Raw genomic sequence first — 23,912 nt, 5'->3', positions numbered from 1 at the left:
TTTTTTAAATTAGAGGAGGATTTCCTAATGGGTAAAGCTAAATTCGACCGCTCAAAGCCACACGTTAACATTGGTACAATCGGACACGTTGACCATGGTAAAACAACTTTAACAGCTGCAATCACTTCTGTACTTGCTAAAACAGGTAAAGCAGAAGCACGTGCATACGATCAAATCGACGGTGCACCAGAAGAAAAAGAACGTGGTATCACAATCTCTACTGCACACGTAGAATATGAAACAGATGCTCGTCACTATGCACACGTAGACTGCCCAGGACACGCTGACTATGTTAAAAACATGATCACTGGTGCTGCGCAAATGGACGGCGGTATCCTAGTTGTATCTGCAACTGACGGCCCAATGCCACAAACTCGTGAACACATCCTTCTTTCACGTCAAGTAGGTGTACCATACCTTGTTGTATTCATGAACAAGTGTGACATGGTTGACGATGAAGAGCTTCTTGAATTAGTAGAAATGGAAATTCGTGATCTATTATCAGAATACGACTTCCCTGGTGATGACACTCCAGTTATCAAAGGTTCTGCTCTTAAAGCATTAGAAGGCGAAGCTGCGTGGGAAGAAAAAATCAATGAACTTATGACTGCTGTTGATGAGTGGATTCCAACACCAACTCGTGACACTGACAAGCCATTCATGATGCCAGTTGAGGATGTATTCTCAATCACTGGTCGTGGAACTGTTGCTACTGGACGTGTTGAGCGTGGAGTAGTTAAAGTTGGGGACGTAGTTGAAATCGTAGGTTTCACTGAAGAGCCAAAATCTACTACTGTAACAGGTGTAGAAATGTTCCGTAAGCTTCTTGATTTCGCTGAAGCTGGTGACAACATCGGTGCCCTTCTTCGTGGTGTAGCACGTGAAGATATCGAACGTGGTCAAGTATTGGCTAAACCAAAGTCAATCACTCCACACACAAAGTTCAAAGCACAAGTTTATGTATTATCAAAAGAAGAAGGTGGACGTCACACTCCATTCTTCTCAAACTACCGTCCACAATTCTATTTCCGTACTTCTGATATTACAGGTATCTGTATGCTTCCAGAAGGTACTGAAATGGTTATGCCTGGCGACCACATCGAAATGACTGTTGAACTTATCGCTCCAATCGCTATCGAAGAAGGAACTAAGTTCTCTATTCGTGAAGGTGGACGTACAGTAGGTTCAGGTTCAATCACTACAATCACTGAGTAATTGAAAAGTGTAGCAACTTGATTGCTGAGCTGGACAATATACAAACATATAAAAAGCAGATGGATGACGATCCATCTGCTTTTTATATGTTTTGGCTGTGTTAAAGGCATTGTTGATTTTGACACTCTGTTGATTGGAGCGGAAGGCGCTAGATTCCTGGGGGAGTCTCCCCGGACCGCCCGCGGAAAGCAAAGTGCCTGGAGTGGAAATCAATAGACAAGTTTAACATAACCATTGTTTTTAAAAGGTTTAAGATCGAGTTTCTTCTATATAAATATATGAACTTTCATAATTGTCTAGCTCTAGCTCCAGCTCCCAGCGGCTAGTGGACTTCGCTCTTCTCCCTACGATAAGTCAACATCGAATGCGCTAACGCTCTTCGTGTTGTCTAGCTCCAGCGCCTAGGGGCTCGGGGTCATAAGGCAATCTGTCATGAAGGTTAAAAAGCAACCTTCAAGATGGCTCGTCTTATGCCTGTCGCGCCTGAACAAGGCGCTTCTGCTTTTCTAATTTCCTTTATCTCAGTCGAAGCGCTCCAGTCCATACGCAGTTAAACGGTAGCTTCCGCTTTTCTAATTAGGATATTTCTGGAGATTGATAATAATAGTTGATAAAGTGTATTTCAGCCGCTATAATAGGAAAAGTGTTCGAAACAGAAGCATAAAAAAAAATCGTAATAAGTGTTGCGTTTGTTTTATGTTTTATGTATAATAGACAATGTTGGTCTTTGACTGCGATGATGTGGAAGGTTGCTGACACACCCGGCCGCTTTGCCATGGCGAGTGTGTGAGGGAAATTTTCACTGAGAAGGTCTATTTAGAAAATAGGCGAATAAAGGAGGGAAAATAATGGCAAAACAAAAAATTCGTATCCGTTTAAAAGCGTATGATCACAGAATCCTTGATCAATCTGCAGAAAAAATCGTTGAAACAGCAAAACGTTCTGGTGCGGCTGTGTCTGGTCCAATTCCGCTACCGACTGAAAAAACTATTTACACGATTCTGCGTGCGGTTCATAAGTACAAAGATTCACGTGAGCAATTCGAACAACGGACACATAAGCGTCTAATCGACATCGTTAACCCAACTCCACAAACAGTTGATGCGTTAATGCGTTTAGATTTACCATCTGGTGTTGATATCGAAATTAAACTTTAATCAAAATAAATGATAAATAATCTAGGAGGTGTGACTTAAATGACCAAAGGAATCTTAGGAAGAAAGATTGGTATGACTCAAGTATTTGCTAGTAACGGTAACTTAATTCCTGTAACTGTAGTTGAGGTAGCTCCAAACGTAGTTCTTCAAAAGAAATCAGTTGACAGCGATGGATATGTTGCAGTTCAAGTTGGTTTTGAAGACAAACGTGAAAAGTTAGCTAACAAACCAGAAAAAGGCCATGTTGCTAAAGCAAACACTGCTCCTAAGCGCTTCGTTCGCGAATTCCGCGGAGATGACTTAGCAAGCTATGAAGTTGGTCAAGAAGTCAAGGTTGATATTTTCGCTGCTGGAGATATCGTAGATGTAACAGGAATCTCAAAGGGTAAAGGTTTCCAAGGTGTAATTAAGCGCCACGGACAATCACGCGGCCCAATGGCTCACGGTTCACGTTACCATCGTCGTCCTGGTTCAATGGGACCAGTTGCTCCAAACCGCGTATTCAAAGGTAAATTATTACCTGGCCGTATGGGTGGAGAACAAATCACTGTACAAAACCTTGAAATCGTAAAGGTTGATACAGAGCGTAACTTACTTTTAATCAAAGGTAATGTACCTGGCGCTAAAAAAGCTTTATTAAAAATTAAAGGTGCGATTAAAGCATAGTCACTTTTTAAGAAAGGAGGAACAAAGGAATGCCTAAAGTAGCATTATTAAACCAAACTGGATCACAAGTTGGCGATATCGAACTTAATGATTCTGTATTTGGTATTGAGCCTAACCAGCACGTATTATTCGAAGCAATTGTTATGCAAAGAGCTTCATTACGTCAAGGAACTCATAAAACTAAAATTCGTTCTGAAGTACGCGGCGGTGGTCGTAAGCCATGGCGTCAAAAAGGAACTGGACGCGCTCGTCAAGGGTCAATCCGTTCTCCACAATGGCGCGGAGGTGGTACTGTATTCGGTCCAACACCACGCAGCTACAGCTATAAATTACCGAAAAAAGTGCGTCGTTTAGCAATCAAATCTGCGCTTTCTTCTAAAGTATTAGAAGAAAACATTTTAGTGTTAGATATCCTAGCTATCGATACTCCGAAAACGAAAGATTTCAAAACAGTATTAAGCGGTCTTTCTGTTGAGAAAAAAGCATTAATCGTTACAGCTGACCTTGATGAAAATGTAGCACTTTCTGCTCGTAACATTCCTGGTATCACAGTAGTAACAGCAGATGGAATTAACGTATTAGATGTTGTTAATCATGAGAAATTGATCATGACTAAAGCAGCGGTTGAAAAAGTAGAGGAGGTGCTTGCATAATGGATGCACGCGATATCATTAAGCGCCCCGTTATCACTGAACGTACTACTGACCTAATGGCTGAGAAAAAATATACTTTTGAAGTTGATGTTAGAGCTAACAAAACTCAAGTTAAAGATGCGATTGAAGAAATCTTTAGCGTTGATGTTGAGAAAGTAAACATCATGAACTACAAAGGTAAATTTAAGCGTATGGGAAAATTCGGTGGTTACACAAATAAACGTCGTAAAGCAATTGTAAAATTAACTACTGATAGCAAAGAAATCGAATTCTTTGAAGCATAAGAACCTATCAAGAAGAGGAGGGAAATAAAATGGCGATTAAAAAGTACAAACCTACCTCCAATGGTCGTCGCGGAATGACTACTTCTGATTTCGCAGAAATCACAACTAGCACTCCAGAAAAATCTCTTTTAGCACCAGTAAAGAGAAAAGGCGGCCGTAATAACCAAGGTAAGTTAACTGTTCGTCATCAAGGTGGCGGTCACAAACGTCAATATCGTTTAATTGACTTTAAACGTAACAAAGATGGCATTCCTGGACGCGTTGCTACGATCGAATACGATCCAAACCGTTCTGCAAATATCGCGTTAATCAACTACGTGGATGGAGAAAAGCGTTATATCTTAGCTCCTAAAAACCTAGTAGTTGGATTGGAAGTAATGTCTGGCCCTGAGGCTGATATTAAAGTGGGTAACGCACTTCCACTAACAAACATTCCTGTTGGTACAGTAGTACACAACATCGAGTTAAAACCAGGTAAAGGCGGCCAGTTAGTTCGTTCTGCTGGAACAAGCGCACAAGTACTTGGTAAAGAAGGAAAATACGTATTAGTACGTTTGAATTCTGGTGAAGTTCGTATGATTCTTGCTGAATGCCGTGCAACAATCGGTCAAGTAGGTAACGAACAACATGAACTTATTAACATTGGTAAAGCAGGACGTAATCGTTGGTTAGGCAAGCGCCCAACTGTACGTGGATCTGTTATGAACCCTAACGATCACCCACACGGTGGTGGTGAAGGACGTTCACCAATCGGACGTAAATCACCAATGTCTCCATGGGGTAAACCAACTCTTGGATACAAAACTCGTAAAAAGAAAAACAAATCAGATAAGTTTATCGTACGTCGTCGTAAAAAATAACGTGATTCTCCTACGGTTCAAAGAAAGAACCGTAGAACAGTCACGAAGGGAGGTTCCTTCATGGGTCGCAGCTTAAAAAAAGGACCATTTGTTGATGATCATTTAATGGTTAAGGTTGAAAAGTTGAACGAGACTGAAAGCAAACAAGTTATTAAAACTTGGTCACGCCGTTCTACAATCTTCCCACAATTTATTGGCCACACTATCGCTGTATATGATGGTCGCAAACACGTGCCTGTATATGTTACTGAAGACATGGTAGGACACAAGCTTGGAGAGTTTGCTCCAACTCGTGCTTACAAGGGCCATGGTAATGATGACAAGAAAACAAGACGTTAAGAGAGGAGGGCATCCAAATGCAAGCTAAAGCTGTTGCAAGAACAGTTCGTATTGCTCCTCGTAAAGCACGTTTAGTCGTAGATTTAATTCGAGGTAAGCAAATTGGTGAAGCTGTGGCGATTTTAAATCTCACTCCTAAGGCTGCTTCTCCAATCGTGGAAAAAGTATTAAAATCAGCTATGGCAAATGCTGAACACAACTATGAAATGGACGTTAACAACCTAGTAGTTGCTCAAGCATTTGTTGACGAAGGACCAACGTTGAAACGTTTCCGTCCTCGCGCAATGGGCCGTGCAAGCCAGATCTTAAAGCGCACAAGCCACATCACAATCGTATTATCAGAAAAGAAGGAGGGATAAGCTGTGGGTCAAAAAGTAAATCCTGTCGGTTTGCGTATTGGAATCATTCGTGATTGGGAATCTAAATGGTACGCAGGCAAAGACTTCGCTACTCTTTTACACGAAGACCTTAAAATTCGTGAATACATCACGAAGCGTTTAAAAGATGCTTCTGTTTCTAAAGTAGAAATCGAACGTGCTGCAAACCGTGTAAACGTAACAGTGCATACAGCTAAGCCTGGTATGGTTATTGGTAAAGGCGGTACGGAAGTTGAAGCACTTCGTAAAGCATTAAATCAATTAACTGGCAAACGTGTTCACATCAACATTCTTGAAATCAAGAGAGCTGACGTTGATGCGAAACTAGTTGCTGAAAATATTGCTCGTCAATTAGAAAACCGTGTATCTTTCCGTCGTGCACAAAAGCAAGCAATTCAACGTGCTATGCGCGCTGGTTCAAAAGGTATTAAAACACAAGTATCTGGTCGTCTTGGCGGAGCAGATATCGCTCGTGCTGAACATTACAGCGAAGGAACTGTTCCACTTCATACACTTCGCGCTGATATCGACTATGCTACTGCTGAAGCCGATACTACTTATGGTAAGTTAGGCGTAAAAGTATGGATCTATAAGGGAGAAGTCCTTCCTACTAAGAAGAAAAATGCGGAAGGAGGCAAATAATCATGTTATTGCCAAAACGCGTAAAATATCGCCGTCAACACCGTGGTAACATGCGTGGTAACGCAAAAGGCGGTACAGAAGTAACTTTCGGTGAATTCGGCCTACAAGCTTTAGAAGCTTCATGGATCACGAATCGTCAAATCGAAGCAGCTCGTATTGCGATGACACGTTACATGAAACGTGGCGGTAAAGTTTGGATTAAAATTTTCCCACACAAGCCTTACACTGCTAAACCTCTAGAAGTACGGATGGGTTCCGGTAAAGGGGCACCTGAAGGCTGGGTAGCTGTTGTTAAGCCTGGAAAAATCATGTTCGAAATTGCTGGCGTTTCTGAAGAGATCGCTCGTGAAGCACTTCGACTTGCAATGCACAAACTTCCTGTTAAGTGTAAGTTTGTAAAACGAGAAGAAATTGGTGGTGAATCAAATGAAAGCTAATGAACTTCGTGACCTAACCACTGCTGAAATTGAACAAAAAGTAAAATCTTTAAAAGAAGAACTTTTCAACCTTCGCTTTCAATTGGCGACAGGACAACTTGAAAACACTGCTCGCATTCGTGAAGTACGCAAAGCGATTGCTCGTATGAAAACAGTTGTTCGTGAAAGAGAAATCAACGTTAACAAGTGATAATTGAAGGGAGGTTCACACTATGAGTGAACGCAACCAACGTAAAGTTTACACAGGACGCGTTGTTTCTGACAAGATGGATAAAACAGTAACGGTTCTTGTTGAAACACAAAAAAAGCATCCTTTATATGGTAAACGCGTTAAGTACTCTAAAAAGTATAAAGCTCATGATGAGCAAAACGAAGCAAAAATCGGCGATGTAGTACGTATCATGGAAACTCGTCCGCTTTCAGCTACTAAGCGTTTCCGTTTAGTTGAAGTTGTAGAAAAAGCAGTTATTATTTAATTGTTCGGATAAAGCTTCATTCCGAAGGGAGGTTACACACATGATTCAACAAGAATCACGTTTAAAAGTTGCTGACAACTCTGGTGCTCGTGAGGTACTAACGATTAAAGTTCTTGGTGGTTCAGGTCGCAAGTTTGCTGGTATTGGTGATGTTATCGTCTGCACAGTAAAACAAGCAACACCAGGTGGCGTTGTTAAAAAAGGTGACGTTGTTAAAGCAGTTATTGTTCGTACAAAGAGCGGTGCTCGTCGACCTGACGGTTCATACATTCGTTTTGATGAAAACGCATGTGTAATTATCAAAGATGATAAGAGCCCACGCGGTACTCGTATCTTCGGACCAGTTGCCCGTGAACTTCGCGACAACAACTTTATGAAAATCGTTTCTCTAGCTCCAGAAGTACTATAATTTAAATTCAAATGCCTTTAAGGAGGTGCTTAATGATGCATGTGAAAAAAGGTGACAACGTAAGAGTCATCTCTGGAAAGGATAAAGGCAAAACAGGAGTAGTCCTTGCTGCTTATCCTAAAGATAGCCGTGTACTAGTAGAAGGCGTGAACATTGCAAAGAAACACTCAAAACCTTCTCAAGTGAATCCACAAGGCGGTATCATCAGCTTTGAGGCTCCAATTCATGTATCGAACGTAATGCCTATCGATCCTAAGTCTGGTAACCCGACTCGTGTAGGTTCCACTACGGTAGATGGCAAAAAAGTACGCGTAGCAAAATCCGGTGAAATTTTAGATAAATAGTTTAAAATTAAGAAGGGAGGTACAATAAGTGAACCGCCTAAAAGAAAAATTTGTTAAAGAAGTTACTCCTGCTCTTATGAGCAAGTTCAACTATAAATCAGTTATGGAAGTTCCTAAACTTGATAAAATCGTCGTGAATATGGGCGTTGGTGACGCAGTTGCAAATGCAAAGGCACTTGATAATGCAGTTGAAGAACTTTCAACGATCACAGGTCAAAAACCAGTCGTGACACGTGCGAAAAAATCTATCGCTGGCTTCCGCCTTCGTGAAGGTATGCCAATCGGTGCAAAAGTTACACTTCGCGGTGAGCGCATGTACGAATTCTTGGATAAATTAGTTTCTGTTTCTTTACCTCGTGTACGTGACTTCCGTGGTATTTCTAAAAAAGCATTCGACGGTCGCGGTAACTATACATTGGGAATTAAAGAACAATTAATTTTCCCTGAAATTGATTACGATAAAGTAAGCAAGGTTCGTGGTATGGATATCGTTATCGTAACGACTGCTAAAACTGATGAAGAATCTCGTGAACTTTTAACTCAATTTGGAATGCCATTCCAAAAGTAATCGTTAAATAATGGAGGCGAAAACGTGGCTAAAAAGTCAATGATTGCGAAACAAAAGCGCACGCCTAAATATGCAGTACAAGAGTATACACGCTGCGAACGTTGTGGCCGTCCACACTCTGTATACCGTAAATTTAAGCTTTGTCGTATTTGTTTCCGCGAATTAGCGTACAAAGGACAAATTCCTGGTGTTAAAAAAGCTAGCTGGTAAAACCCAAGTCTGGGAAGGAGGTAAAAATAATGGTCATGACAGATCCAATTGCTGATATGCTTACTCGCATTCGTAATGCGAATATGGTGCGTCACGAAAAGTTAGAAGTGCCTGCTTCTAATATGAAAAAAGAAATTGCTGAAATTTTAAAGCGCGAAGGTTTCGTACGTGACGTCGAATTTATCGAAGACAACAAACAAGGTATCATCCGTATCTTCCTAAAATACGGTGCTAGTAATGAACGTGTTATTACTGGTCTTAAGCGCATAAGCAAGCCTGGACTTAGAGTTTACGCAAAATCAACTGAGGTACCACGCGTTCTTAACGGTCTTGGTATCGCATTAGTATCAACATCACAAGGTGTTATTACAGATAAAGAAGCTCGTGCAAAACAAGTCGGCGGAGAAGTATTAGCTTACGTTTGGTAATTGAGCTTTTGAATGAATGGAGGTGCACTAAATGTCTCGCGTAGGAAAAAAACCAATTGTTATTCCAGCAGGAGTTACAGTTACTTTAAATAATAGTACTGCTACAGTTAAAGGACCTAAAGGTGAACTTACTCGTACTTTCCATCCTGATATTACTATCAACGTGGAAGAAAATCTTGTAACAATCACTCGTCCTTCTGATGTAAAAGAACACCGCGCATTACACGGAACTACTCGTGCCGTGCTTGCGAACATGATTGAAGGTGTATCCACTGGCTTCACTAGAGGCTTAGAGTTAATCGGGGTTGGTTATCGTGCTCAAAAGCAAGGTACCAAGCTTGTATTAAACGTTGGATACTCTCATCCAGTTGAGATCGAACCTGAAGAGGGCCTTGAAATCGAGGTGCCTGCTAATACAAAAATCGTTATCAAAGGTACTGACAAAGAACGTGTTGGTGCATTAGCAGCGAATATTCGCGGAGTTCGTCCTCCTGAGCCTTATAAAGGTAAAGGAATTCGTTACGAAGGTGAATTTGTTCGTCGTAAAGAAGGTAAAACTGGTAAGTAATGCCTCATAGGTAAACGAAAGGAGTGACGTAAATGATTACGAAGCTTGATAAAAACGCTACTCGCAAGAAAAGACATGCTCGTGTTCGTGCGAAACTTAGCGGAACTTCAGCTCGTCCACGTCTAAATGTGTTTCGTTCTAACAAACATATTTATGCTCAAATAATTGATGACATTAATGGAGTAACTTTAGCAAGTGCTTCTACTTTAGATAAAGACTTTACTTTAGAATCAACTAATAATGTTGAAGCTGCTAAAATGATCGGTGAGTTAGTTGCTAAACGTGCGGTAGAAAAAGGTATCACTTCTATTGTCTTTGATCGTGGCGGATACCTATACCATGGACGTATTCAAGTATTAGCTGATGCTGCCCGTGAAAACGGCTTACAATTCTAAAAGACAAAGGAGGGACACAAAAAGATGCGTCGTATTGATCCAAACAAACTTGAACTAGAAGAACGCGTAGTCACGGTTAACCGTGTTGCGAAAGTTGTTAAAGGTGGACGTCGTTTCCGCTTCACAGCCCTTGTTGTTGTAGGCGACAAAAACGGTCACGTTGGTTTCGGTACTGGTAAAGCTCAAGAAGTACCTGATGCTATTCGTAAAGCCATCGAAGATGCAAAGAAAAACTTAATAGAAGTTGCTATGGTTGGAACTACCATTCCTCACCAAGTAATCGGACGTTTTGGTGCTGGTGAAATTCTTCTAAAACCTGCTTCAGAAGGTACAGGAGTTATCGCTGGTGGACCAGTTCGTGCTGTACTAGAGTTAGGCGGAGTAGCTGATATCCTTTCTAAGTCATTAGGAACAAATACTCCTATTAACATGGTTCGTGCAACAATTGATGGTTTAAAACAATTAAAACGTGCTGAAGACGTAGCTAAACTACGTGGTAAATCAGTAGAAGAACTGTTAGGATACGGGGGGAAATAAAATGGCGAATAAACTATTAGTTACCCTCACTCGCAGCGTAATTGGCCGTCCTGGCGATCAACGTGAAACAGTTAAAGCTTTAGGATTACGTAAATTAAATCAAACAGTTGAGCATCAAGATAACGCTGCTATTCGCGGTATGATTACCAAAGTTGCTCACCTTGTTACAGTTAAAGAACAATAATTAATTGTTTTTCTTTCATAAGGAGGTGCCAATATGAAACTTCATGAACTAAAACCTGCTGAGGGTTCTCGTAAAGATCGTAAGCGTCTAGGACGCGGTATCGGTTCTGGTCAAGGAAAAACTGCCGGTAAAGGTCATAAAGGTCAAAACGCTCGTTCGGGTGGCGGTGTACGTCTAGGTTTTGAAGGTGGTCAAACACCTTTATATCGTCGTTTACCAAAACGCGGATTTACAAACTTCAGCCGTAAGGAATATGCAGTTGTAAATCTTGATGCTTTAAACCGCTTTGCTGAAGGTACAGAAGTTACTCCAGAACTTCTTATCGAATCAGGTGTAGTAAGCAACGAAAAAGCAGGAATCAAAATTCTTGCAAAAGGGAACGTAGAGAAAAAGTTGACTGTCAAAGCTCACAAATTCTCCTCTGCTGCTAAGGAAGCGATCGAAGCTGCTGGTGGAAACACTGAGGTGATCTAATGTTCCAGACAATCTCCAATTTTATGCGCGTGGGTGAGATACGACGGAAGATCATATTCACCCTTTTAATGTTAGTCGTATTTCGATTAGGTACATTTATCCCAGTACCCAATGTAAATGCAGATGTACTTGCAAATCAAGATAAGCTTAGTGTTTTCGGAATTTTAAATACCTTTGGCGGTGGAGCATTAAAACAATTCTCCATCTTTGCAATGGGTATCATGCCATATATCACTGCTTCGATCATTATACAGCTCCTGCAAATGGACGTTGTACCGAAGTTTACGGAATGGTCTAAGCAGGGTGAATCAGGTCGTCGTAAGATTGCTCAAATCACTCGATATTTCACAATTGTGCTTGGTTTTATCCAAGCATTAGGTATGTCCTATGGCTTTAATAATTTAGCCAGCGGTCAACTGATTGAAAATCCTGGAATAGCTACGTATCTGCTTATTGCAGTTGTCTTAACTGCAGGTACAGCATTTTTAATGTGGTTAGGGGAGCAGATTACTGAAAAAGGTGTTGGTAATGGAATTTCCATTATCATCTTTGCCGGTATCGTTGCTGGAATGCCATCAACTATTAATCAAATTTATGTACAGCAATTTGAGAATGCAGGAGAGGCATTATTCTTACGTATTGTTACTGTAGTGTTAATAGCACTTGCTGTTGTGGCTATCGTAGTTGGAGTTATTTTTATCCAACAAGCAAATCGTAAGATACCTATTCAATATGCTAAACGTGTGGTTGCTGGACGTAATCCTGTCGGAGGACAATCCACTCACATGCCATTAAAAGTTAATGCTGCGGGTGTAATTCCTGTAATCTTTGCGGTTTCTTTCATTGTAACACCAAGAACGGTCGCATCATTTTTTCCAACTAATGATGTAACACTTTGGATTACAAAAGTATTTGATTATTCTCATCCAATCGGGATGACGTTATATGCTGCGTTAATTATCGCGTTTACTTATTTCTATGCATTTATCCAAGTTAACCCTGAACAAGCGGCGGAAAACTTGCAAAAGCAAAGCGGCTATATTCCAGGGATCCGTCCAGGAAAGAGCACGCAAGAATACTTAACACGCGTCTTATATCGTTTAACTTTTGTTGGTGCACTCTTCCTAGCTGTGATCGCTGTATTGCCTATGTTATTTATTAATTTAGCCAATCTGCCGCAATCGGCTCAAATCGGTGGAACAAGTTTGCTAATCGTTGTCGGTGTAGCATTAGATACGATGAAACAACTTGAAGCACAATTAGTTAAACGTCACTATAAAGGCTTTATAAAGTAAAGGTTTTGGGGGCCACTGCTCCCTAAAACCAATTTATAGCACGAGGGGGGAACACGTGTGAATTTAGTATTAATGGGGCTTCCGGGTGCCGGAAAAGGTACTCAAGCTGAAAGAATCGTCGAAAATTACGGCATCCCTCATATCTCTACTGGAGATATGTTCCGTGCAGCGATGAAAGAAGGAACAGAACTAGGTTTACAAGCGAAATCATTCATGGATAAGGGCGAACTTGTTCCTGATGAAGTAACAATCGGAATTGTTCGTGAACGATTAAGCAAGGAAGATTGTCAAAAGGGATTCCTTTTAGATGGCTTTCCTAGAACTGTACCTCAAGCAGAGGCGTTGGAAAATCTTTTAGTTGATTTAAATAAAAAAATTGACTATGTAATTAATATTAACGTGGTTAAGGATTTATTAATGGAACGTTTGACAGGGCGTCGTATTTGTAAAGAATGTGGTTCTACGTATCATTTAGTTTTTAATCCTCCAAAACAAGATGGCGTATGCGATCGTTGCGGCGGTGAGTTATATCAAAGAGCGGATGATAATGAAGAAACTGTTCAAAATCGATTAGACGTAAATATCAAACAACAAGAACCATTATTAACTTTTTATGAAACAAAAGGTTATCTTCGCACGATTGATGGTCAGCAGGATATTAACAAGGTATTCGCTGATATCGAGCAATTACTTGGGGGCTTATAATGATCATTTGCAAAACCCCTAGGGAAATTGAAATCATGCGCGCGGCCGGGCGGATTGTGGCCCTTACCCACCAAGAGTTACAAAAACACGTAGCTCCTGGGATTACCACAAAGGAATTAGACATGATTGCTGAAGAATTTATTCTCTCACAAGATGCATTTCCTTCGTTTAAAGGGTATAATGGTTTTCGCGGCAGCATTTGTACAAGTGTGAACGAAGAACTTGTTCATGGAATTCCTGGTAATCATGTTCTCAATGAAGGAGACATTATTAGCATCGATATCGGTGCTAAGTATGAAGGTTATCATGGTGATTCAGCTTGGACCTATGCTGTAGGAAAGATTGATGATAATTCCCAGCATTTGCTGAAGGTAACAGAGGAATCTCTTTATCTAGGCATAAACGAAGCAAAACCGGGCGAGCGACTCTCGAACATCTCCCATGCGATTCAAACGTATGTGGAAGCAAATGGCTTTTCTATTGTACGCGAGTATGTTGGACACGGAGTAGGGCAAGACTTACATGAGGAACCTCAAATTCCACATTTTGGTCCACCAAACAATGGTCCGCGTCTTATGCCTGGAATGGTACTTGCTATTGAACCGATGGTAAATGCCGGAAGCCGATATGTGAGAACATTGACTGACAATTGGACAGTTGTAACTGTTGACGGCAGGCGTTGTGCGCATTTCGAGCATACGGTTGCGATCACTGATGCAGGATTTGAAATCCTAACCAAATTATAAATTTTGTGCGGATTTCAATAGTTGTTATCAATTCTGGTCCGTTTTTGGGTAATTTGTAATATTTACTGAGGACAGAATGCTGCTCAATATGTTAGAATTGAAAGGTTGCAGGACGACATACGAGCGAATAGCTTTGCTTGCTCTACCTAGTTTGAATAAACGCAATCCTGAAAAGAGAAGGGAGACGAGATCGATGGCCAAAGATGATGTAATTGAAATTGAAGGTAAAGTCATTGAAACATTGCCAAATGCAATGTTTAAGGTAGAATTAGAAAACGGTCATACCGTGCTAGCGCATGTTTCTGGTAAAATACGAATGCATTTCATTCGGATCCTTCCGGGTGACAAAGTGACTGTTGAGCTTTCTCCATATGACTTAACACGCGGAAGAATTACTTACCGCTTTAAATAATGCTTGCACTCCGTACTACTAAGGAGGTTAGGATAATAATGAAAGTAAGACCATCTGTTAAACCGATCTGCGAAAAATGTAAAGTTATCCGTAGACGCGGAAAAGTTATGGTTATCTGTGAAAACCCTAAACATAAACAAAAACAAGGTTAATTTTGAAGGAGGTGCGCATTTTCTATGGCACGTATTGCTGGTGTAGATATTCCACGTGAAAAACGTGTAGTTATCTCTTTAACTTACATTTATGGAATTGGTAAAAATACTGCACAAAAAGTACTAGCAGAAGCTGGTGTTTCTGAAGATACACGTGTACGTGATTTAACAGAAGACGAATTAAACAAAATCCGTGACATCATCGACAAATTAAAAGTTGAAGGTGACCTTCGCCGTGAAATTTCTCTTAACATTAAGCGTTTAATGGAAATCGGCTGCTACCGCGGATTACGTCATCGTCGTGGTTTACCAGTTCGTGGACAAAATACGAAAAACAACGCTCGTACACGCAAAGGTCCTCGTAAGACTGTAGCGAACAAGAAGAAGTAATCGGTAAAGGAGGTTAATTTAAATGGCACGTAAAACGAATACACGTAAACGTCGTGTTAAAAAGAATATTGAAGCTGGTATCGCTCATATCCGTTCAACATTTAACAATACGATTGTAACAATTACTGATGTACATGGTAATGCAATTTCATGGTCAAGTGCAGGTGCGCTTGGATTTAGAGGTTCTCGTAAATCTACACCATTTGCTGCACAAATGGCGGCTGAAACAGCAGCTAAGACTTCCATTGAACATGGTATGAAAACTTTAGAAGTTACTGTTAAAGGACCTGGTGCAGGACGTGAAGCTGCAATCCGTGCTCTTCAAGCTGCTGGTCTAGAAGTAACTGCAATTAAAGACGTTACACCTGTTCCTCATAATGGATGCCGTCCACCAAAACGTCGTCGTGTTTAATTTTTCTGTATAGATTTTGTATCATGCGTCTATAATGGGATATGATACTAATTTTTTGCACTCTTACAGAAGATTTATTCCAGTTGTTGTGCACAAAACGGGAACGTATACATGGGGACTTTTAATTAGCAAATATGCTGATTTAGAGTTTCGACGTTTTGAAGGAGGGTTATTTGATGATCGAAATAGAAAAACCAAAAATCGAAACGATTGAGATCAACGATGATGCTAAGTATGGCAAATTCATCGTAGAGCCACTTGAGCGTGGATATGGTACCACTTTGGGTAACTCCTTACGTCGTATCCTATTATCTTCACTCCCAGGTGCCGCGGTTACATCGATTCAAATCGATGGGGTACTTCATGAGTTCTCAACAATTGAAGGCGTCGTAGAGGATGTAACATCCATCATTTTAAACATTAAAAAATTAGCTTTAAAAATCTACTCTGATGAAGAGAAGACGCTTGAGTTTGATGTACAAGGTGAGGGTCCAGTTTTAGCTGGCAATATTACTCATGATAGTGATGTTGAGGTTTTAAATCCTGAGCTTCATATTGCAACCTTAGCTGCAAATGGTCATCTTCGCATGCGTTTGACTGCTAGACGTGGACGTGGATATACACCGGCTGTTCAAAACAAAAGAGAAGATCAACCAATAGGTGTTATTCCCATTGATTCCATTTTCACACCAGTTTCTCGTGTACAATTTCAAGTAGAAAACACACGTGTTGGTCAAATGTCTAATTTCGACAAGCTCACACTTGATGTTTGGACAGATGGAAGCACTGGGCCAAAAGAAGCGATCGCTCTTGGATCCAAAATTTTGACCGAGCATTTGAATATTTTCGTTGGTTTAACTGATGAAGCTCAAAATGCTGAAATTATGATTGAAAAAGAAGAAGACCAAAAAGAAAAAGTTCTTGAAATGACTATTGAAGAACTAGATCTTTCTGTTCGTTCTTACAATTGCTTAAAACGTGCTGGAATCAACACTGTTCAGGAATTAGCTAATAAGACTGAAGAAGATATGATGAAAGTTCGTAACTTAGGCCGTAAATCACTTGAAGAAGTGAAGGCAAAACTAGAAGAGCTTGGATTAGGCTTGCGTAAAGACGACTGATTTGTTTATCGTAATACACATGCGTTAATCCGTTTAATGACTTCAACAAAGGAGGGAACCCTTCATGGCATACAGAAAGTTAGGACGCACAAGTGCACAGCGTAAAGCTATGCTACGTGATTTAACTACAGATTTAATTATCAATGAGCGCATTGAAACAACAGAAACTCGTGCGAAGGAAATTCGTGTGACTGTTGAAAAAATGATCACTTTAGGTAAACGTGGTGATTTACACGCTCGTCGTCAAGCTGCTTCATATGTTCGTAACGAAGTTGCTGATGCTGAAAATAATACAAGTGCAGTACAAAAACTTTTCGCTGATATCGCTCCGCGTTATCAAGAGCGTCAAGGTGGATACACTCGTATTATGAAACTTGGACCACGCCGCGGTGACGGTGCACCAATGGTTATTATCGAGTTAGTTTAATATAGCTTTAACAGACAACAAGGGCGCTGGACAGTTTACAAACAAACTTGTTCTTTGCCCTTTTTCTGTAAGTGAATCTTATATCAAGATGACCCAAGCCAAAAAGAGTGTTACGATGAGCGTAACTCCAATTCATTGGAGACAATCTAAAAGTCCTACTTGATTTCTTGTAACTTTTTATGTGACTTGATTTCTTGTATCTTTTATCATCTCGCGCTATTGTTGTGCAGATTGAATTAAATACGTCTCGTCTAGCTCATGCACCTCCTCTCATTTCTTTTATAGAAATTCCTTAAACTGCAGTTTACAGCGAAACTGCATAGGGACGAGGTGCAGGCTTTTTTTTATATGTAAAAGAAATAATGAGCGGAGAATAGTATAGCTGAGAGGAGGAATTATCTGTGAAAAACTCGATTGTATCTCTTAATGGAGTATCTTTTCAATATGACGCACAAGAACGTTATGCTTTGAACAATGTCTCTTTTGATATATATGAGGGAGAATGGCTTGCAATTGTCGGTCATAATGGGTCAGGTAAATCCACGATGGCAAAACTCTTAAATGGGCTACAATTTCCACAAACAGGTGAGATTACAGTTTGCGGAATAAAGTTGGATGAAGAGTCAATTTGGGATATCCGTAAAAAATTAGGGATGGTCTTTCAAAACCCTGACAATCAATTTGTTGGAACGACAGTACAGGATGATGTGGCTTTTGGTCTAGAAAATAACGGCATTCCTAGAGATGAAATGGTCACAAGGGTCGAGGATTCGTTAAAGAGAGTTAAGATGGATAAGTTTCTATATCAAGAGCCCCACCATCTATCAGGCGGACAAAAGCAACGTGTGGCAATAGCCGGTGTGCTAGCTTTACGGCCATCGATCATCATACTTGATGAGGCAACTTCCATGCTTGATCCAAGAGGACGCGAAGAGGTGTTAGAGACCGTCCGATTATTAAAAGAAGAGAAATCATTGACCGTTATCTCGATTACACATGATTTAGAAGAGGCGGCTAAGGCGGATCGAATCATCGTCATGAACAAAGGGGAGGTCTTCCGGGAGGGTACACCTGAAGAGATTTTCTCTATGGATGAACAATTGGTTCAGTTAGGGTTAGATATTCCTTTTTCAGTGAAAATGACGAAAGCTTTAAGGAATCATGGAATCGATCTATCTAGGCACTATTTATCGGAAGAAGAGTTGGTGAAAGAGTTATGGACATCTCGCTCAAACATGTAGATTATCGTTATCAAGTCAATACTCCTTTTGAACGACTTGCCATTGAAGATGTGTCTATTGATATTCCTTCAGGTGTGTATATGGCGATTATTGGTCATACCGGTTCAGGGAAATCAACAGTCCTGCAGCATTTAAACGCTCTCCTTCAACCAACAAAAGGAACAGTAGCAATTGGCGAACATGAAATTAAAGCTTTGCAAAAAAATAAGAACTTAAAAAAAGTCCGGCAAAAAGTTGGCATCGTCTTTCAATTTCCTGAACACCAATTATTTGAAGAGACGGTGGAAAAAGATATTATTTTTGGGCCTATGAATTTTGGGGTTTCTGAAACAGAAGCAAAGGAAAGGGCACGGATTGCTTTAAAACAAGTGGGTCTAGAGGAAGAAATTCTAAATAAATCACCGTTTGACCTCTCTGGTGGACAAATGCGCCGCGTCGCAATTGCAGGAGTACTTGCAATGGAGCCCGATGTTATTGTCCTGGACGAGCCTACTGCGGGTTTAGACCCAAGAGGCCGAAAAGAAGTTATGGACATGTTCTTTTCTCTCCATAAGGAAAGAAAGCTCTCTACCATTCTTGTTACACATAGTATGGAGGATGCTGCTAGATACGCAGACCAAATTGTGATTATGCAGCAAGGGAAAGTTGCCAAAAAAGGGACACCAGAAGAGATTTTCTCCGCACCGACTGAGCTCGTTGAAATGGGACTTGATGTTCCTGAAGTCGTTCGGTTTCAACTGAAGCTTGAGGAGAAACTTGGCATGAAATTAGAGAAAATTTTTCTAACCATTGATGAGTTGTCTACTGCTGTTACTAAGGTATTAAGTAGAGGTGTTCACTCATGATGGAAAAAATGATTTTTGGGCGCTATGTCCCGTCAGATTCTATTATTCATAAAATGGACCCTCGTTCAAAATTAATGATCATCTTTCTTTTTGTTTGTGTTATTTTTTTAGCAAACAATGTCGTAACCTATGCACTTATTGGAATTTATACTTTTTTAATGCTTGGATTGTCGCGGGTCCCGGTGCGCTTTTTATACGGGGGTCTTAAACCAGTCATCTGGCTCGTTCTTTTTACCCTAGTGCTGCAACTGTTTTTCACAAAAGAGGGTACCCTCTTATTTGAACTAGGTCCTGTAAAAATTTATGAGGAAGGAGTCAGGCAGGGGATTTTTATTTCCTTACGATTCTTTTTCTTAATTTTAATGACGTCACTGTTGACGTTAACCACCACCCCAATTGAGATTACCGATGGCCTTGAAACGCTGTTACATCCTTTAAATAAGGTCCGTTTCCCTGTCCACGAAATGGCATTAATGATGTCTATTTCCTTAAGGTTCATTCCAACACTTATGCAGGAAACGGATAAAATAATGAAGGCGCAAATAGCCCGTGGCGTTGAGTTTGCTAGCGGTCCTTTTAAGGAACGCATCAAAGCCGTCGTTCCACTGCTTATCCCATTGTTTGTCAGTTCCTTTAAACGAGCGGAGGAATTGGCGATCGCGATGGAGGCTAGAGGGTATCAAGGCGGGGAAGGAAGAACAAAATACCGGGAGTTATCCTGGAAAATAGCTGATTCCTTACAGATGGGGATATTAGTCCTTCTATCGATCCTACTATTTTTATTACGATCATAATGGAGCGAAACCATGGCAAGGTATAAATGTATTATTTCCTATGACGGGTCGGGCTTTTCCGGCTATCAAGTCCAACCAAATAAGCGAACCGTACAGTCTGTATTAGAAGCTGTTTTATCAAAAATGCATAAGGGTGATTCGGTGAAAGTCGTCGGCTCAGGACGAACGGATGCCGGTGTCCACGCAAAAGGACAAGTCATTCATTTTGATTCACCACTACTGATTCCGGTTGATAGGTGGGAGAAAGCATTGAATTCCATGCTGCCTGAAGATATTTCCGTTCTAAAGATTGTTCCTGTCACCGAGTCCTTTCATGCCCGCTTCGACGCGAAAGGGAAGGAATATCGCTATGTTCTTCATTTATCTCAAAAAAGAGATCCCTTTCAGCGGAAATTTGCTTATCAATATCCATACCGTTTAAATTTACAGGCGATGGAGCAGGCAAGTAAACTTTTCCTTGGTACACATGACTTTACTAGTTTTTGTGCGGCAAAGACGGAAGTAGTTGATAAAGTTCGAACGATTGAATCGATTGACTTTACACGTAAGGATGAGTTACTGACGATCCGTTTTGTTGGAAATGGCTTTTTGTATAATATGGTTCGTATTTTAGTTGGAACTATATTAGAGGTCGGATCGGGTGAACGCAGTCCTGAAGATATTCCGATTATAGTAGCCAAAAAAGACCGGAGGCTATCGGGAAAGACTGCTCCAGGTCATGGTTTATATCTTTGGGAAGTCTTTTATGATTAAAATGTGCTAATGTCTAGCTGCAGCGCCTAGGGGCTTGGGTCATAAGCCAATCCGTCAAAAAGGTTAAAGAGCAACCTTCTCGCCGGTTCGTCTTATGCCTGTCGCCCCTGTGCAAGTCGCTTCCGCTTTTCTGAAAACAACCTAACCTGGTGTAACATTTTCTTGACATATTGACCTGTAGGTTTTATTATATTAGATGTGCGTGTTTTTAATCCCACGATAAAGCCCCGGAAAGTCTTCATCGTGATTGAAAATATATGAATACAAACTTAACCGCACAAGGGTATTAGATGTTGATTCCCGGAACAGAATCGGACTCTAATTACTTTAAAAGTGCGAAAACAATAATCTTTTATGGATTTAATTTAGGAGGGAAACTCATGCGTACAACGTTTATGGCAAATGCCAACACTATCGAGCGTAAATGGTACGTAATTGATGCAGAGGGCAAAACTCTTGGACGTCTTGCTTCTGAAGTAGCATCAATTTTACGTGGTAAAAACAAACCAACTTTTACACCACATGTTGACACTGGTGATAATGTAATTATTCTTAATGCTTCAAAGGTAGAACTTACTGGAAAGAAATTAACTGACAAGATTTACTACCGTCACACAATGCATCCAGGTGGTTTAAAAACAAGAACTGCTCTAGAAATGCGTACTAACTATGCTGAGAAAATGATCGAGCTTGCTGTTAAAGGTATGCTTCCAAAGAATTCTCTTGGCCGTCAAATGTTTAAAAAATTACATGTATATGCTGGCAGCGAACATCCGCACCAAGCACAACAACCTGAAGTTTACGAACTTCGCGGTTAATAAAGAGGGAGGGAATTAACTTGGCACAAGTTCAATATATCGGTACAGGTCGCCGTAAAAGTTCTGTTGCACGTGTACGTTTAGTACCAGGCACAGGTAAAATTATTGTAAATAGTCGTGAAATTGAAGATTATATCCCATTTGAAGCATTACGTGTTGTTGTAAGACAACCATTAGTAGCTACTGAAACAGTTGGAAGCTATGATGTTCTTGTAAACGTAAGCGGCGGTGGATACACTGGTCAAGCTGGCGCAATCCGCCACGGTATTGCTCGCGCATTACTTCAAGCTGACCCTGAATTCCGTCCAACATTAAAGCGCGCTGGATTATTAACTCGTGATGCACGTATGAAAGAACGTAAAAAATACGGTCTTAAAGGTGCTCGTCGTGCGCCTCAGTTCTCAAAACGTTAATTTTTGGCGTTTCAAAGGCTCTCAACCAATTTGGTTGGGGGTCTTTTTTTATGCCTAAAAAGTGCTTTTGATCACATTTTGATCATGAAAAAATTTTTGACCACATATCATAGCTTTTTTTTTAACTTTTGAGCGGTGAATAACAAATAAAAAAACGAAGAGGTAAATCTTCGTTTTTTCCTTATTCACTTCTATTATATGTTAGCACAGACCAAGGTCTGATCTGTGCTATTAATTATTTTATGAAAATAAAGGTAACCCAGTACTATTGTTGAGGTGCGGAAGGAGTTGAAATACTTTGTAATGCCTGTTCTGCCTCGTTTGCATATTGATTTTGTACTGCTAGATCACCTAAAGCAACCATTCCTACTATTTGTCCATTTTCGATTACCGGCAATCGGCGAATTTGCTGCTGTGCCATCAAATTTGCTGCTTGGTGGACATCCATATCAGGTGTACCTTGTACGATTTGCTGTGCAGTCATGACTTGAGATACTGGTGTTTGTGGATCTTCTCCTTGTGCTGTCGTACGAAGGGTAATATCACGATCCGTTACAATTCCAACCATTTGTCTGCTGTTATTTATTACTGGGATAGCTCCGATATTATATTCGCTCATTAATGCTGCAGCTTCCTGTACTGTCTGTGTTTCGTTTACTGTAAGAACATTTGATGTCATGATATCTCTTAATTGTGCCATGAAATTACCTCCAAATATGTTTTTCTTCTATAGGATGGGTAACTTTGGCGATATTATTATTGGTAACTTTTTTATAAATATAATCTTTAATTTTTTTGATCGTTTTGTAGGTTTTTGTATGGTTTTGTAGTTTTGCTTTTAAAATTACTTAAGTATTCAAATTAATTGAAAGCGTTAACAAGGGGGATGAACATGAAAAAATTTGGATTAGCTGCGCAAATTTTTATTGCACTTATTTTAGGTATAGTGGTTGGGGCTGCTACTTATGGGAACAATACAGCAATTTCCTATATTGCGCCAATCGGTGATATTTTCATTCATTTAATTAAAATGATCGTTATGCCGATTGTAATAGCCGCACTTGTTGTTGCTGTGGCGGGTGTAGGTGATATAAAAAAATTAGGTAAGCTTGGCGGCAAGACGATTCTTTATTTTGAAATCATTACAACGATTGCGCTGGGGATTGGCTTGCTGGCTGCAAACGTGTTCCATCCAGGTTCTGGTGTAGATATGAGCCATCTGGCAAAAGGAGATATCTCAGCATACGAACAAACTGCAAGCGCTACACAAAACAAAGGCTTTGCAGAAACAATCGTTCACATCGTTCCAAAAAATGTGTTTGAATCAATGGCGCAAGGGGATTTATTGCCGATTATTTTCTTCAGTGTTCTATTCGGCCTAGGGGTCGCGGCAATCGGGGACAAAGGAAAACCGGTGCTTCATTTCTTTGAAGGTGTATTAGAAGCAATGTTTTGGGTAACAAATCAAGTAATGAAGGCTGCTCCGTTTGGAGTATTCGCTCTTATTGCGGTGACAGTGGCCCATTTCGGAGTGAGCACATTGCTTCCGCTTGGAAAGCTTGTATTGGCTGTGTATGTAACTGTATTGTTTTTCGCTATTGTGATTTTAGGTATAAACGCGAAAATGGCAGGAACCAATATTTTTACACTTATTAAGATTTTAAAGGAAGAACTTATCATTTCTTTTACAACAGCGAGTTCTGAGGCAGTGCTCCCGAACATCATGAAAAAGATGGAGCAATTCGGTTGTCCGAAGGCGATTGTTTCTTTCGTCATTCCGACAGGATACACATTCAATCTGACAGGATCAGCAATTTATCAGGCGCTTGCTTCGCTGTTTGTTGCGCAAATGTATAACGTACACATGTCGTTGATGCAGCAAATTACATTGTTATTTGTACTTATGATGACTTCAAAAGGTATGGCAGGCGTCCCAGGTGCATCGTTTGTCGTTGTGCTGGCGACACTCGGCTCTATGGGATTACCGTTAGAGGGAATTGCTTTGATTGCTGGCATCGATCGTATTTTAGATATGATTCGCTCGGCTGTAAACGTTTTAGGAAACTCATTGGCTGCCATCTCAATGGCGAAATGGGAGGGCGAATTTGATAAAGAAAAAGCGCAGGACTATTTGGATTCTGTTAAAGAAACAAAGGCTGCATAAA

39 protein-coding genes are annotated in these 23,912 nt (G+C 40.4%); 38 read left to right on the top strand and 1 reads right to left on the bottom strand.

From position 1 onward, the window contains the following. Nucleotides 1-27 precede the first annotated feature (27 nt). From tuf to rpsI, 37 genes are all read left to right on the top strand, one after another. Entirely contained in the window at nucleotides 28-1,215 is a 1,188-nt protein-coding gene (gene tuf, locus AB7942_RS24695) for an elongation factor Tu (RefSeq protein WP_098933840.1), read from the top strand. A gap of 848 nt (nucleotides 1,216-2,063) precedes the next feature. Further along, a complete protein-coding gene (gene rpsJ, locus AB7942_RS24690; RefSeq protein ID WP_066094693.1) occupies nucleotides 2,064-2,372 on the top strand; it encodes a 30S ribosomal protein S10 in 309 nt (102 codons plus the stop codon). A gap of 39 nt (nucleotides 2,373-2,411) precedes the next feature. Further along, nucleotides 2,412-3,038, top strand: coding sequence for a 50S ribosomal protein L3 (gene rplC, locus AB7942_RS24685; protein WP_098933839.1), 627 nt, complete (start codon nucleotides 2,412-2,414; stop codon nucleotides 3,036-3,038). 29 nt (nucleotides 3,039-3,067) lie between these two features. Then, on the top strand, nucleotides 3,068-3,691 hold the full coding sequence (rplD, locus tag AB7942_RS24680; protein ID WP_088084985.1) for a 50S ribosomal protein L4: 624 nt from the start codon (nucleotides 3,068-3,070) through the stop codon (nucleotides 3,689-3,691). Next, nucleotides 3,691-3,975: a 50S ribosomal protein L23 gene (gene rplW, locus AB7942_RS24675; protein WP_066249400.1), complete on the top strand. Its 285-nt coding sequence runs from the start codon at nucleotides 3,691-3,693 to the stop codon at nucleotides 3,973-3,975. The genes rplD and rplW overlap by 1 nt, the downstream gene beginning before the upstream one ends. A 29-nt stretch (nucleotides 3,976-4,004) precedes the next feature. After that, entirely contained in the window at nucleotides 4,005-4,835 is an 831-nt protein-coding gene (gene rplB / locus AB7942_RS24670) for a 50S ribosomal protein L2 (RefSeq protein WP_088084986.1), read from the top strand. Between the two features lie 60 nt (nucleotides 4,836-4,895). After that, nucleotides 4,896-5,174: a 30S ribosomal protein S19 gene (gene rpsS / locus AB7942_RS24665; protein ID WP_026565526.1), complete on the top strand. Its 279-nt coding sequence runs from the start codon at nucleotides 4,896-4,898 to the stop codon at nucleotides 5,172-5,174. A 17-nt stretch (nucleotides 5,175-5,191) separates the two neighbouring features. After that, nucleotides 5,192-5,533, top strand: a complete 342-nt coding sequence (rplV, locus tag AB7942_RS24660) for a 50S ribosomal protein L22 (protein WP_088084987.1) — start codon at nucleotides 5,192-5,194, stop codon at nucleotides 5,531-5,533. Between the two features lie 3 nt (nucleotides 5,534-5,536). Then, nucleotides 5,537-6,193: a 30S ribosomal protein S3 gene (gene rpsC, locus AB7942_RS24655; RefSeq protein ID WP_098933838.1), complete on the top strand. Its 657-nt coding sequence runs from the start codon at nucleotides 5,537-5,539 to the stop codon at nucleotides 6,191-6,193. Between the two features lie 2 nt (nucleotides 6,194-6,195). Then, nucleotides 6,196-6,630 (top strand): 50S ribosomal protein L16, encoded by a 435-nt coding sequence (gene rplP / locus AB7942_RS24650; protein WP_026565529.1) that lies wholly within the window; start codon nucleotides 6,196-6,198, stop codon nucleotides 6,628-6,630. After that, complete coding sequence (rpmC, locus tag AB7942_RS24645) at nucleotides 6,620-6,820, top strand: 50S ribosomal protein L29 (protein ID WP_026565530.1); 201 nt, start codon at nucleotides 6,620-6,622, stop codon at nucleotides 6,818-6,820. The genes rplP and rpmC overlap by 11 nt, the downstream gene beginning before the upstream one ends. 22 nt (nucleotides 6,821-6,842) lie before the next feature. Beyond that, nucleotides 6,843-7,106: a 30S ribosomal protein S17 gene (rpsQ, locus tag AB7942_RS24640; protein ID WP_088084990.1), complete on the top strand. Its 264-nt coding sequence runs from the start codon at nucleotides 6,843-6,845 to the stop codon at nucleotides 7,104-7,106. Nucleotides 7,107-7,146: 40 nt separating this feature from the next. Then, nucleotides 7,147-7,515, top strand: coding sequence for a 50S ribosomal protein L14 (gene rplN / locus AB7942_RS24635; RefSeq protein WP_026565532.1), 369 nt, complete (start codon nucleotides 7,147-7,149; stop codon nucleotides 7,513-7,515). Nucleotides 7,516-7,550: 35 nt separating this feature from the next. Then, on the top strand, nucleotides 7,551-7,859 hold the full coding sequence (gene rplX, locus AB7942_RS24630; RefSeq protein WP_168245868.1) for a 50S ribosomal protein L24: 309 nt from the start codon (nucleotides 7,551-7,553) through the stop codon (nucleotides 7,857-7,859). A gap of 28 nt (nucleotides 7,860-7,887) precedes the next feature. Continuing rightward, nucleotides 7,888-8,427 carry a 50S ribosomal protein L5 gene (gene rplE, locus AB7942_RS24625; protein WP_088084992.1) on the top strand — a complete coding sequence of 180 codons (540 nt, stop codon included), beginning with the start codon at nucleotides 7,888-7,890 and terminating at the stop codon, nucleotides 8,425-8,427. A 24-nt stretch (nucleotides 8,428-8,451) separates the two neighbouring features. Continuing rightward, nucleotides 8,452-8,637, top strand: coding sequence for a type Z 30S ribosomal protein S14 (locus AB7942_RS24620; protein ID WP_034676107.1), 186 nt, complete (start codon nucleotides 8,452-8,454; stop codon nucleotides 8,635-8,637). A gap of 29 nt (nucleotides 8,638-8,666) precedes the next feature. Next, the gene (gene rpsH / locus AB7942_RS24615; protein ID WP_168241507.1) at nucleotides 8,667-9,065 is read left to right on the top strand and encodes a 30S ribosomal protein S8; all 399 of its coding nucleotides are present in this window, start codon (nucleotides 8,667-8,669) and stop codon (nucleotides 9,063-9,065) included. A 31-nt stretch (nucleotides 9,066-9,096) separates the two neighbouring features. Beyond that, nucleotides 9,097-9,633 (top strand): 50S ribosomal protein L6, encoded by a 537-nt coding sequence (gene rplF, locus AB7942_RS24610; RefSeq protein ID WP_088084994.1) that lies wholly within the window; start codon nucleotides 9,097-9,099, stop codon nucleotides 9,631-9,633. Nucleotides 9,634-9,665: 32 nt separating this feature from the next. Then, on the top strand, nucleotides 9,666-10,028 hold the full coding sequence (gene rplR, locus AB7942_RS24605; protein WP_088084995.1) for a 50S ribosomal protein L18: 363 nt from the start codon (nucleotides 9,666-9,668) through the stop codon (nucleotides 10,026-10,028). Between the two features lie 24 nt (nucleotides 10,029-10,052). After that, nucleotides 10,053-10,565 (top strand): 30S ribosomal protein S5, encoded by a 513-nt coding sequence (rpsE, locus tag AB7942_RS24600; protein ID WP_088084996.1) that lies wholly within the window; start codon nucleotides 10,053-10,055, stop codon nucleotides 10,563-10,565. 1 nt (nucleotide 10,566) lies between these two features. Further along, the gene (rpmD, locus tag AB7942_RS24595) at nucleotides 10,567-10,749 is read left to right on the top strand and encodes a 50S ribosomal protein L30 (protein WP_088084997.1); all 183 of its coding nucleotides are present in this window, start codon (nucleotides 10,567-10,569) and stop codon (nucleotides 10,747-10,749) included. 33 nt (nucleotides 10,750-10,782) lie between these two features. Next, nucleotides 10,783-11,223, top strand: coding sequence for a 50S ribosomal protein L15 (rplO, locus tag AB7942_RS24590; protein WP_168241509.1), 441 nt, complete (start codon nucleotides 10,783-10,785; stop codon nucleotides 11,221-11,223). After that, complete coding sequence (secY, locus tag AB7942_RS24585) at nucleotides 11,223-12,518, top strand: preprotein translocase subunit SecY (protein ID WP_369448910.1); 1,296 nt, start codon at nucleotides 11,223-11,225, stop codon at nucleotides 12,516-12,518. Before rplO ends, secY begins: the two co-directional genes overlap by 1 nt. Nucleotides 12,519-12,575: 57 nt before the next feature. Further along, nucleotides 12,576-13,223, top strand: coding sequence for an adenylate kinase (locus tag AB7942_RS24580; RefSeq protein ID WP_098933837.1), 648 nt, complete (start codon nucleotides 12,576-12,578; stop codon nucleotides 13,221-13,223). Continuing rightward, nucleotides 13,223-13,969: a type I methionyl aminopeptidase gene (gene map, locus AB7942_RS24575; protein ID WP_335718971.1), complete on the top strand. Its 747-nt coding sequence runs from the start codon at nucleotides 13,223-13,225 to the stop codon at nucleotides 13,967-13,969. The genes AB7942_RS24580 and map overlap by 1 nt, the downstream gene beginning before the upstream one ends. Nucleotides 13,970-14,162: 193 nt before the next feature. Further along, complete coding sequence (infA, locus tag AB7942_RS24570; RefSeq protein WP_007085268.1) at nucleotides 14,163-14,381, top strand: translation initiation factor IF-1; 219 nt, start codon at nucleotides 14,163-14,165, stop codon at nucleotides 14,379-14,381. Nucleotides 14,382-14,419: 38 nt separating this feature from the next. Beyond that, complete coding sequence (gene rpmJ / locus AB7942_RS24565) at nucleotides 14,420-14,533, top strand: 50S ribosomal protein L36 (RefSeq protein ID WP_000868344.1); 114 nt, start codon at nucleotides 14,420-14,422, stop codon at nucleotides 14,531-14,533. A 24-nt stretch (nucleotides 14,534-14,557) separates the two neighbouring features. Beyond that, entirely contained in the window at nucleotides 14,558-14,923 is a 366-nt protein-coding gene (rpsM, locus tag AB7942_RS24560) for a 30S ribosomal protein S13 (protein WP_026565543.1), read from the top strand. A gap of 22 nt (nucleotides 14,924-14,945) precedes the next feature. Next, nucleotides 14,946-15,335 (top strand): 30S ribosomal protein S11, encoded by a 390-nt coding sequence (rpsK, locus tag AB7942_RS24555; RefSeq protein ID WP_075689916.1) that lies wholly within the window; start codon nucleotides 14,946-14,948, stop codon nucleotides 15,333-15,335. 176 nt (nucleotides 15,336-15,511) lie between these two features. Further along, on the top strand, nucleotides 15,512-16,456 hold the full coding sequence (locus AB7942_RS24550) for a DNA-directed RNA polymerase subunit alpha (protein ID WP_088085002.1): 945 nt from the start codon (nucleotides 15,512-15,514) through the stop codon (nucleotides 16,454-16,456). A gap of 64 nt (nucleotides 16,457-16,520) precedes the next feature. Beyond that, nucleotides 16,521-16,883, top strand: a complete 363-nt coding sequence (gene rplQ, locus AB7942_RS24545; RefSeq protein WP_088085003.1) for a 50S ribosomal protein L17 — start codon at nucleotides 16,521-16,523, stop codon at nucleotides 16,881-16,883. Between the two features lie 401 nt (nucleotides 16,884-17,284). After that, nucleotides 17,285-18,124 carry an energy-coupling factor ABC transporter ATP-binding protein gene (locus tag AB7942_RS24540; RefSeq protein ID WP_369448909.1) on the top strand — a complete coding sequence of 280 codons (840 nt, stop codon included), beginning with the start codon at nucleotides 17,285-17,287 and terminating at the stop codon, nucleotides 18,122-18,124. Beyond that, entirely contained in the window at nucleotides 18,100-18,969 is an 870-nt protein-coding gene (locus tag AB7942_RS24535) for an energy-coupling factor ABC transporter ATP-binding protein (RefSeq protein WP_369448908.1), read from the top strand. The genes AB7942_RS24540 and AB7942_RS24535 overlap by 25 nt, the downstream gene beginning before the upstream one ends. Further along, nucleotides 18,966-19,763, top strand: a complete 798-nt coding sequence (locus AB7942_RS24530; protein ID WP_369448907.1) for an energy-coupling factor transporter transmembrane component T family protein — start codon at nucleotides 18,966-18,968, stop codon at nucleotides 19,761-19,763. The genes AB7942_RS24535 and AB7942_RS24530 overlap by 4 nt, the downstream gene beginning before the upstream one ends. A gap of 12 nt (nucleotides 19,764-19,775) precedes the next feature. Next, the gene (truA, locus tag AB7942_RS24525; protein WP_369448906.1) at nucleotides 19,776-20,516 is read left to right on the top strand and encodes a tRNA pseudouridine(38-40) synthase TruA; all 741 of its coding nucleotides are present in this window, start codon (nucleotides 19,776-19,778) and stop codon (nucleotides 20,514-20,516) included. A 380-nt stretch (nucleotides 20,517-20,896) separates the two neighbouring features. After that, nucleotides 20,897-21,334: a 50S ribosomal protein L13 gene (gene rplM, locus AB7942_RS24520; RefSeq protein WP_088085008.1), complete on the top strand. Its 438-nt coding sequence runs from the start codon at nucleotides 20,897-20,899 to the stop codon at nucleotides 21,332-21,334. A 20-nt stretch (nucleotides 21,335-21,354) separates the two neighbouring features. Beyond that, the gene (rpsI, locus tag AB7942_RS24515) at nucleotides 21,355-21,747 is read left to right on the top strand and encodes a 30S ribosomal protein S9 (protein ID WP_088085009.1); all 393 of its coding nucleotides are present in this window, start codon (nucleotides 21,355-21,357) and stop codon (nucleotides 21,745-21,747) included. A gap of 265 nt (nucleotides 21,748-22,012) precedes the next feature. On the opposite strand, the gene AB7942_RS24510 is transcribed toward rpsI, so the two are convergent. Then, nucleotides 22,013-22,447 carry a CBS domain-containing protein gene (locus AB7942_RS24510; RefSeq protein WP_214716682.1) on the bottom strand — a complete coding sequence of 145 codons (435 nt, stop codon included), beginning with the start codon at nucleotides 22,445-22,447 and terminating at the stop codon, nucleotides 22,013-22,015. Between the two features lie 192 nt (nucleotides 22,448-22,639). Here AB7942_RS24510 and AB7942_RS24505 point away from each other — a divergent pair, with 192 nt between their 5' ends. Next, nucleotides 22,640-23,911: a cation:dicarboxylate symporter family transporter gene (locus AB7942_RS24505; protein ID WP_369448905.1), complete on the top strand. Its 1,272-nt coding sequence runs from the start codon at nucleotides 22,640-22,642 to the stop codon at nucleotides 23,909-23,911. Nucleotide 23,912 lies beyond the last annotated feature (1 nt).

The sequence above is a fragment of the Neobacillus sp. BF23-41 genome (assembly GCF_041106275.1).
Note: the sequence above shows the minus strand (reverse complement) of the source record. Positions and strands in the feature narration are given on the sequence as shown.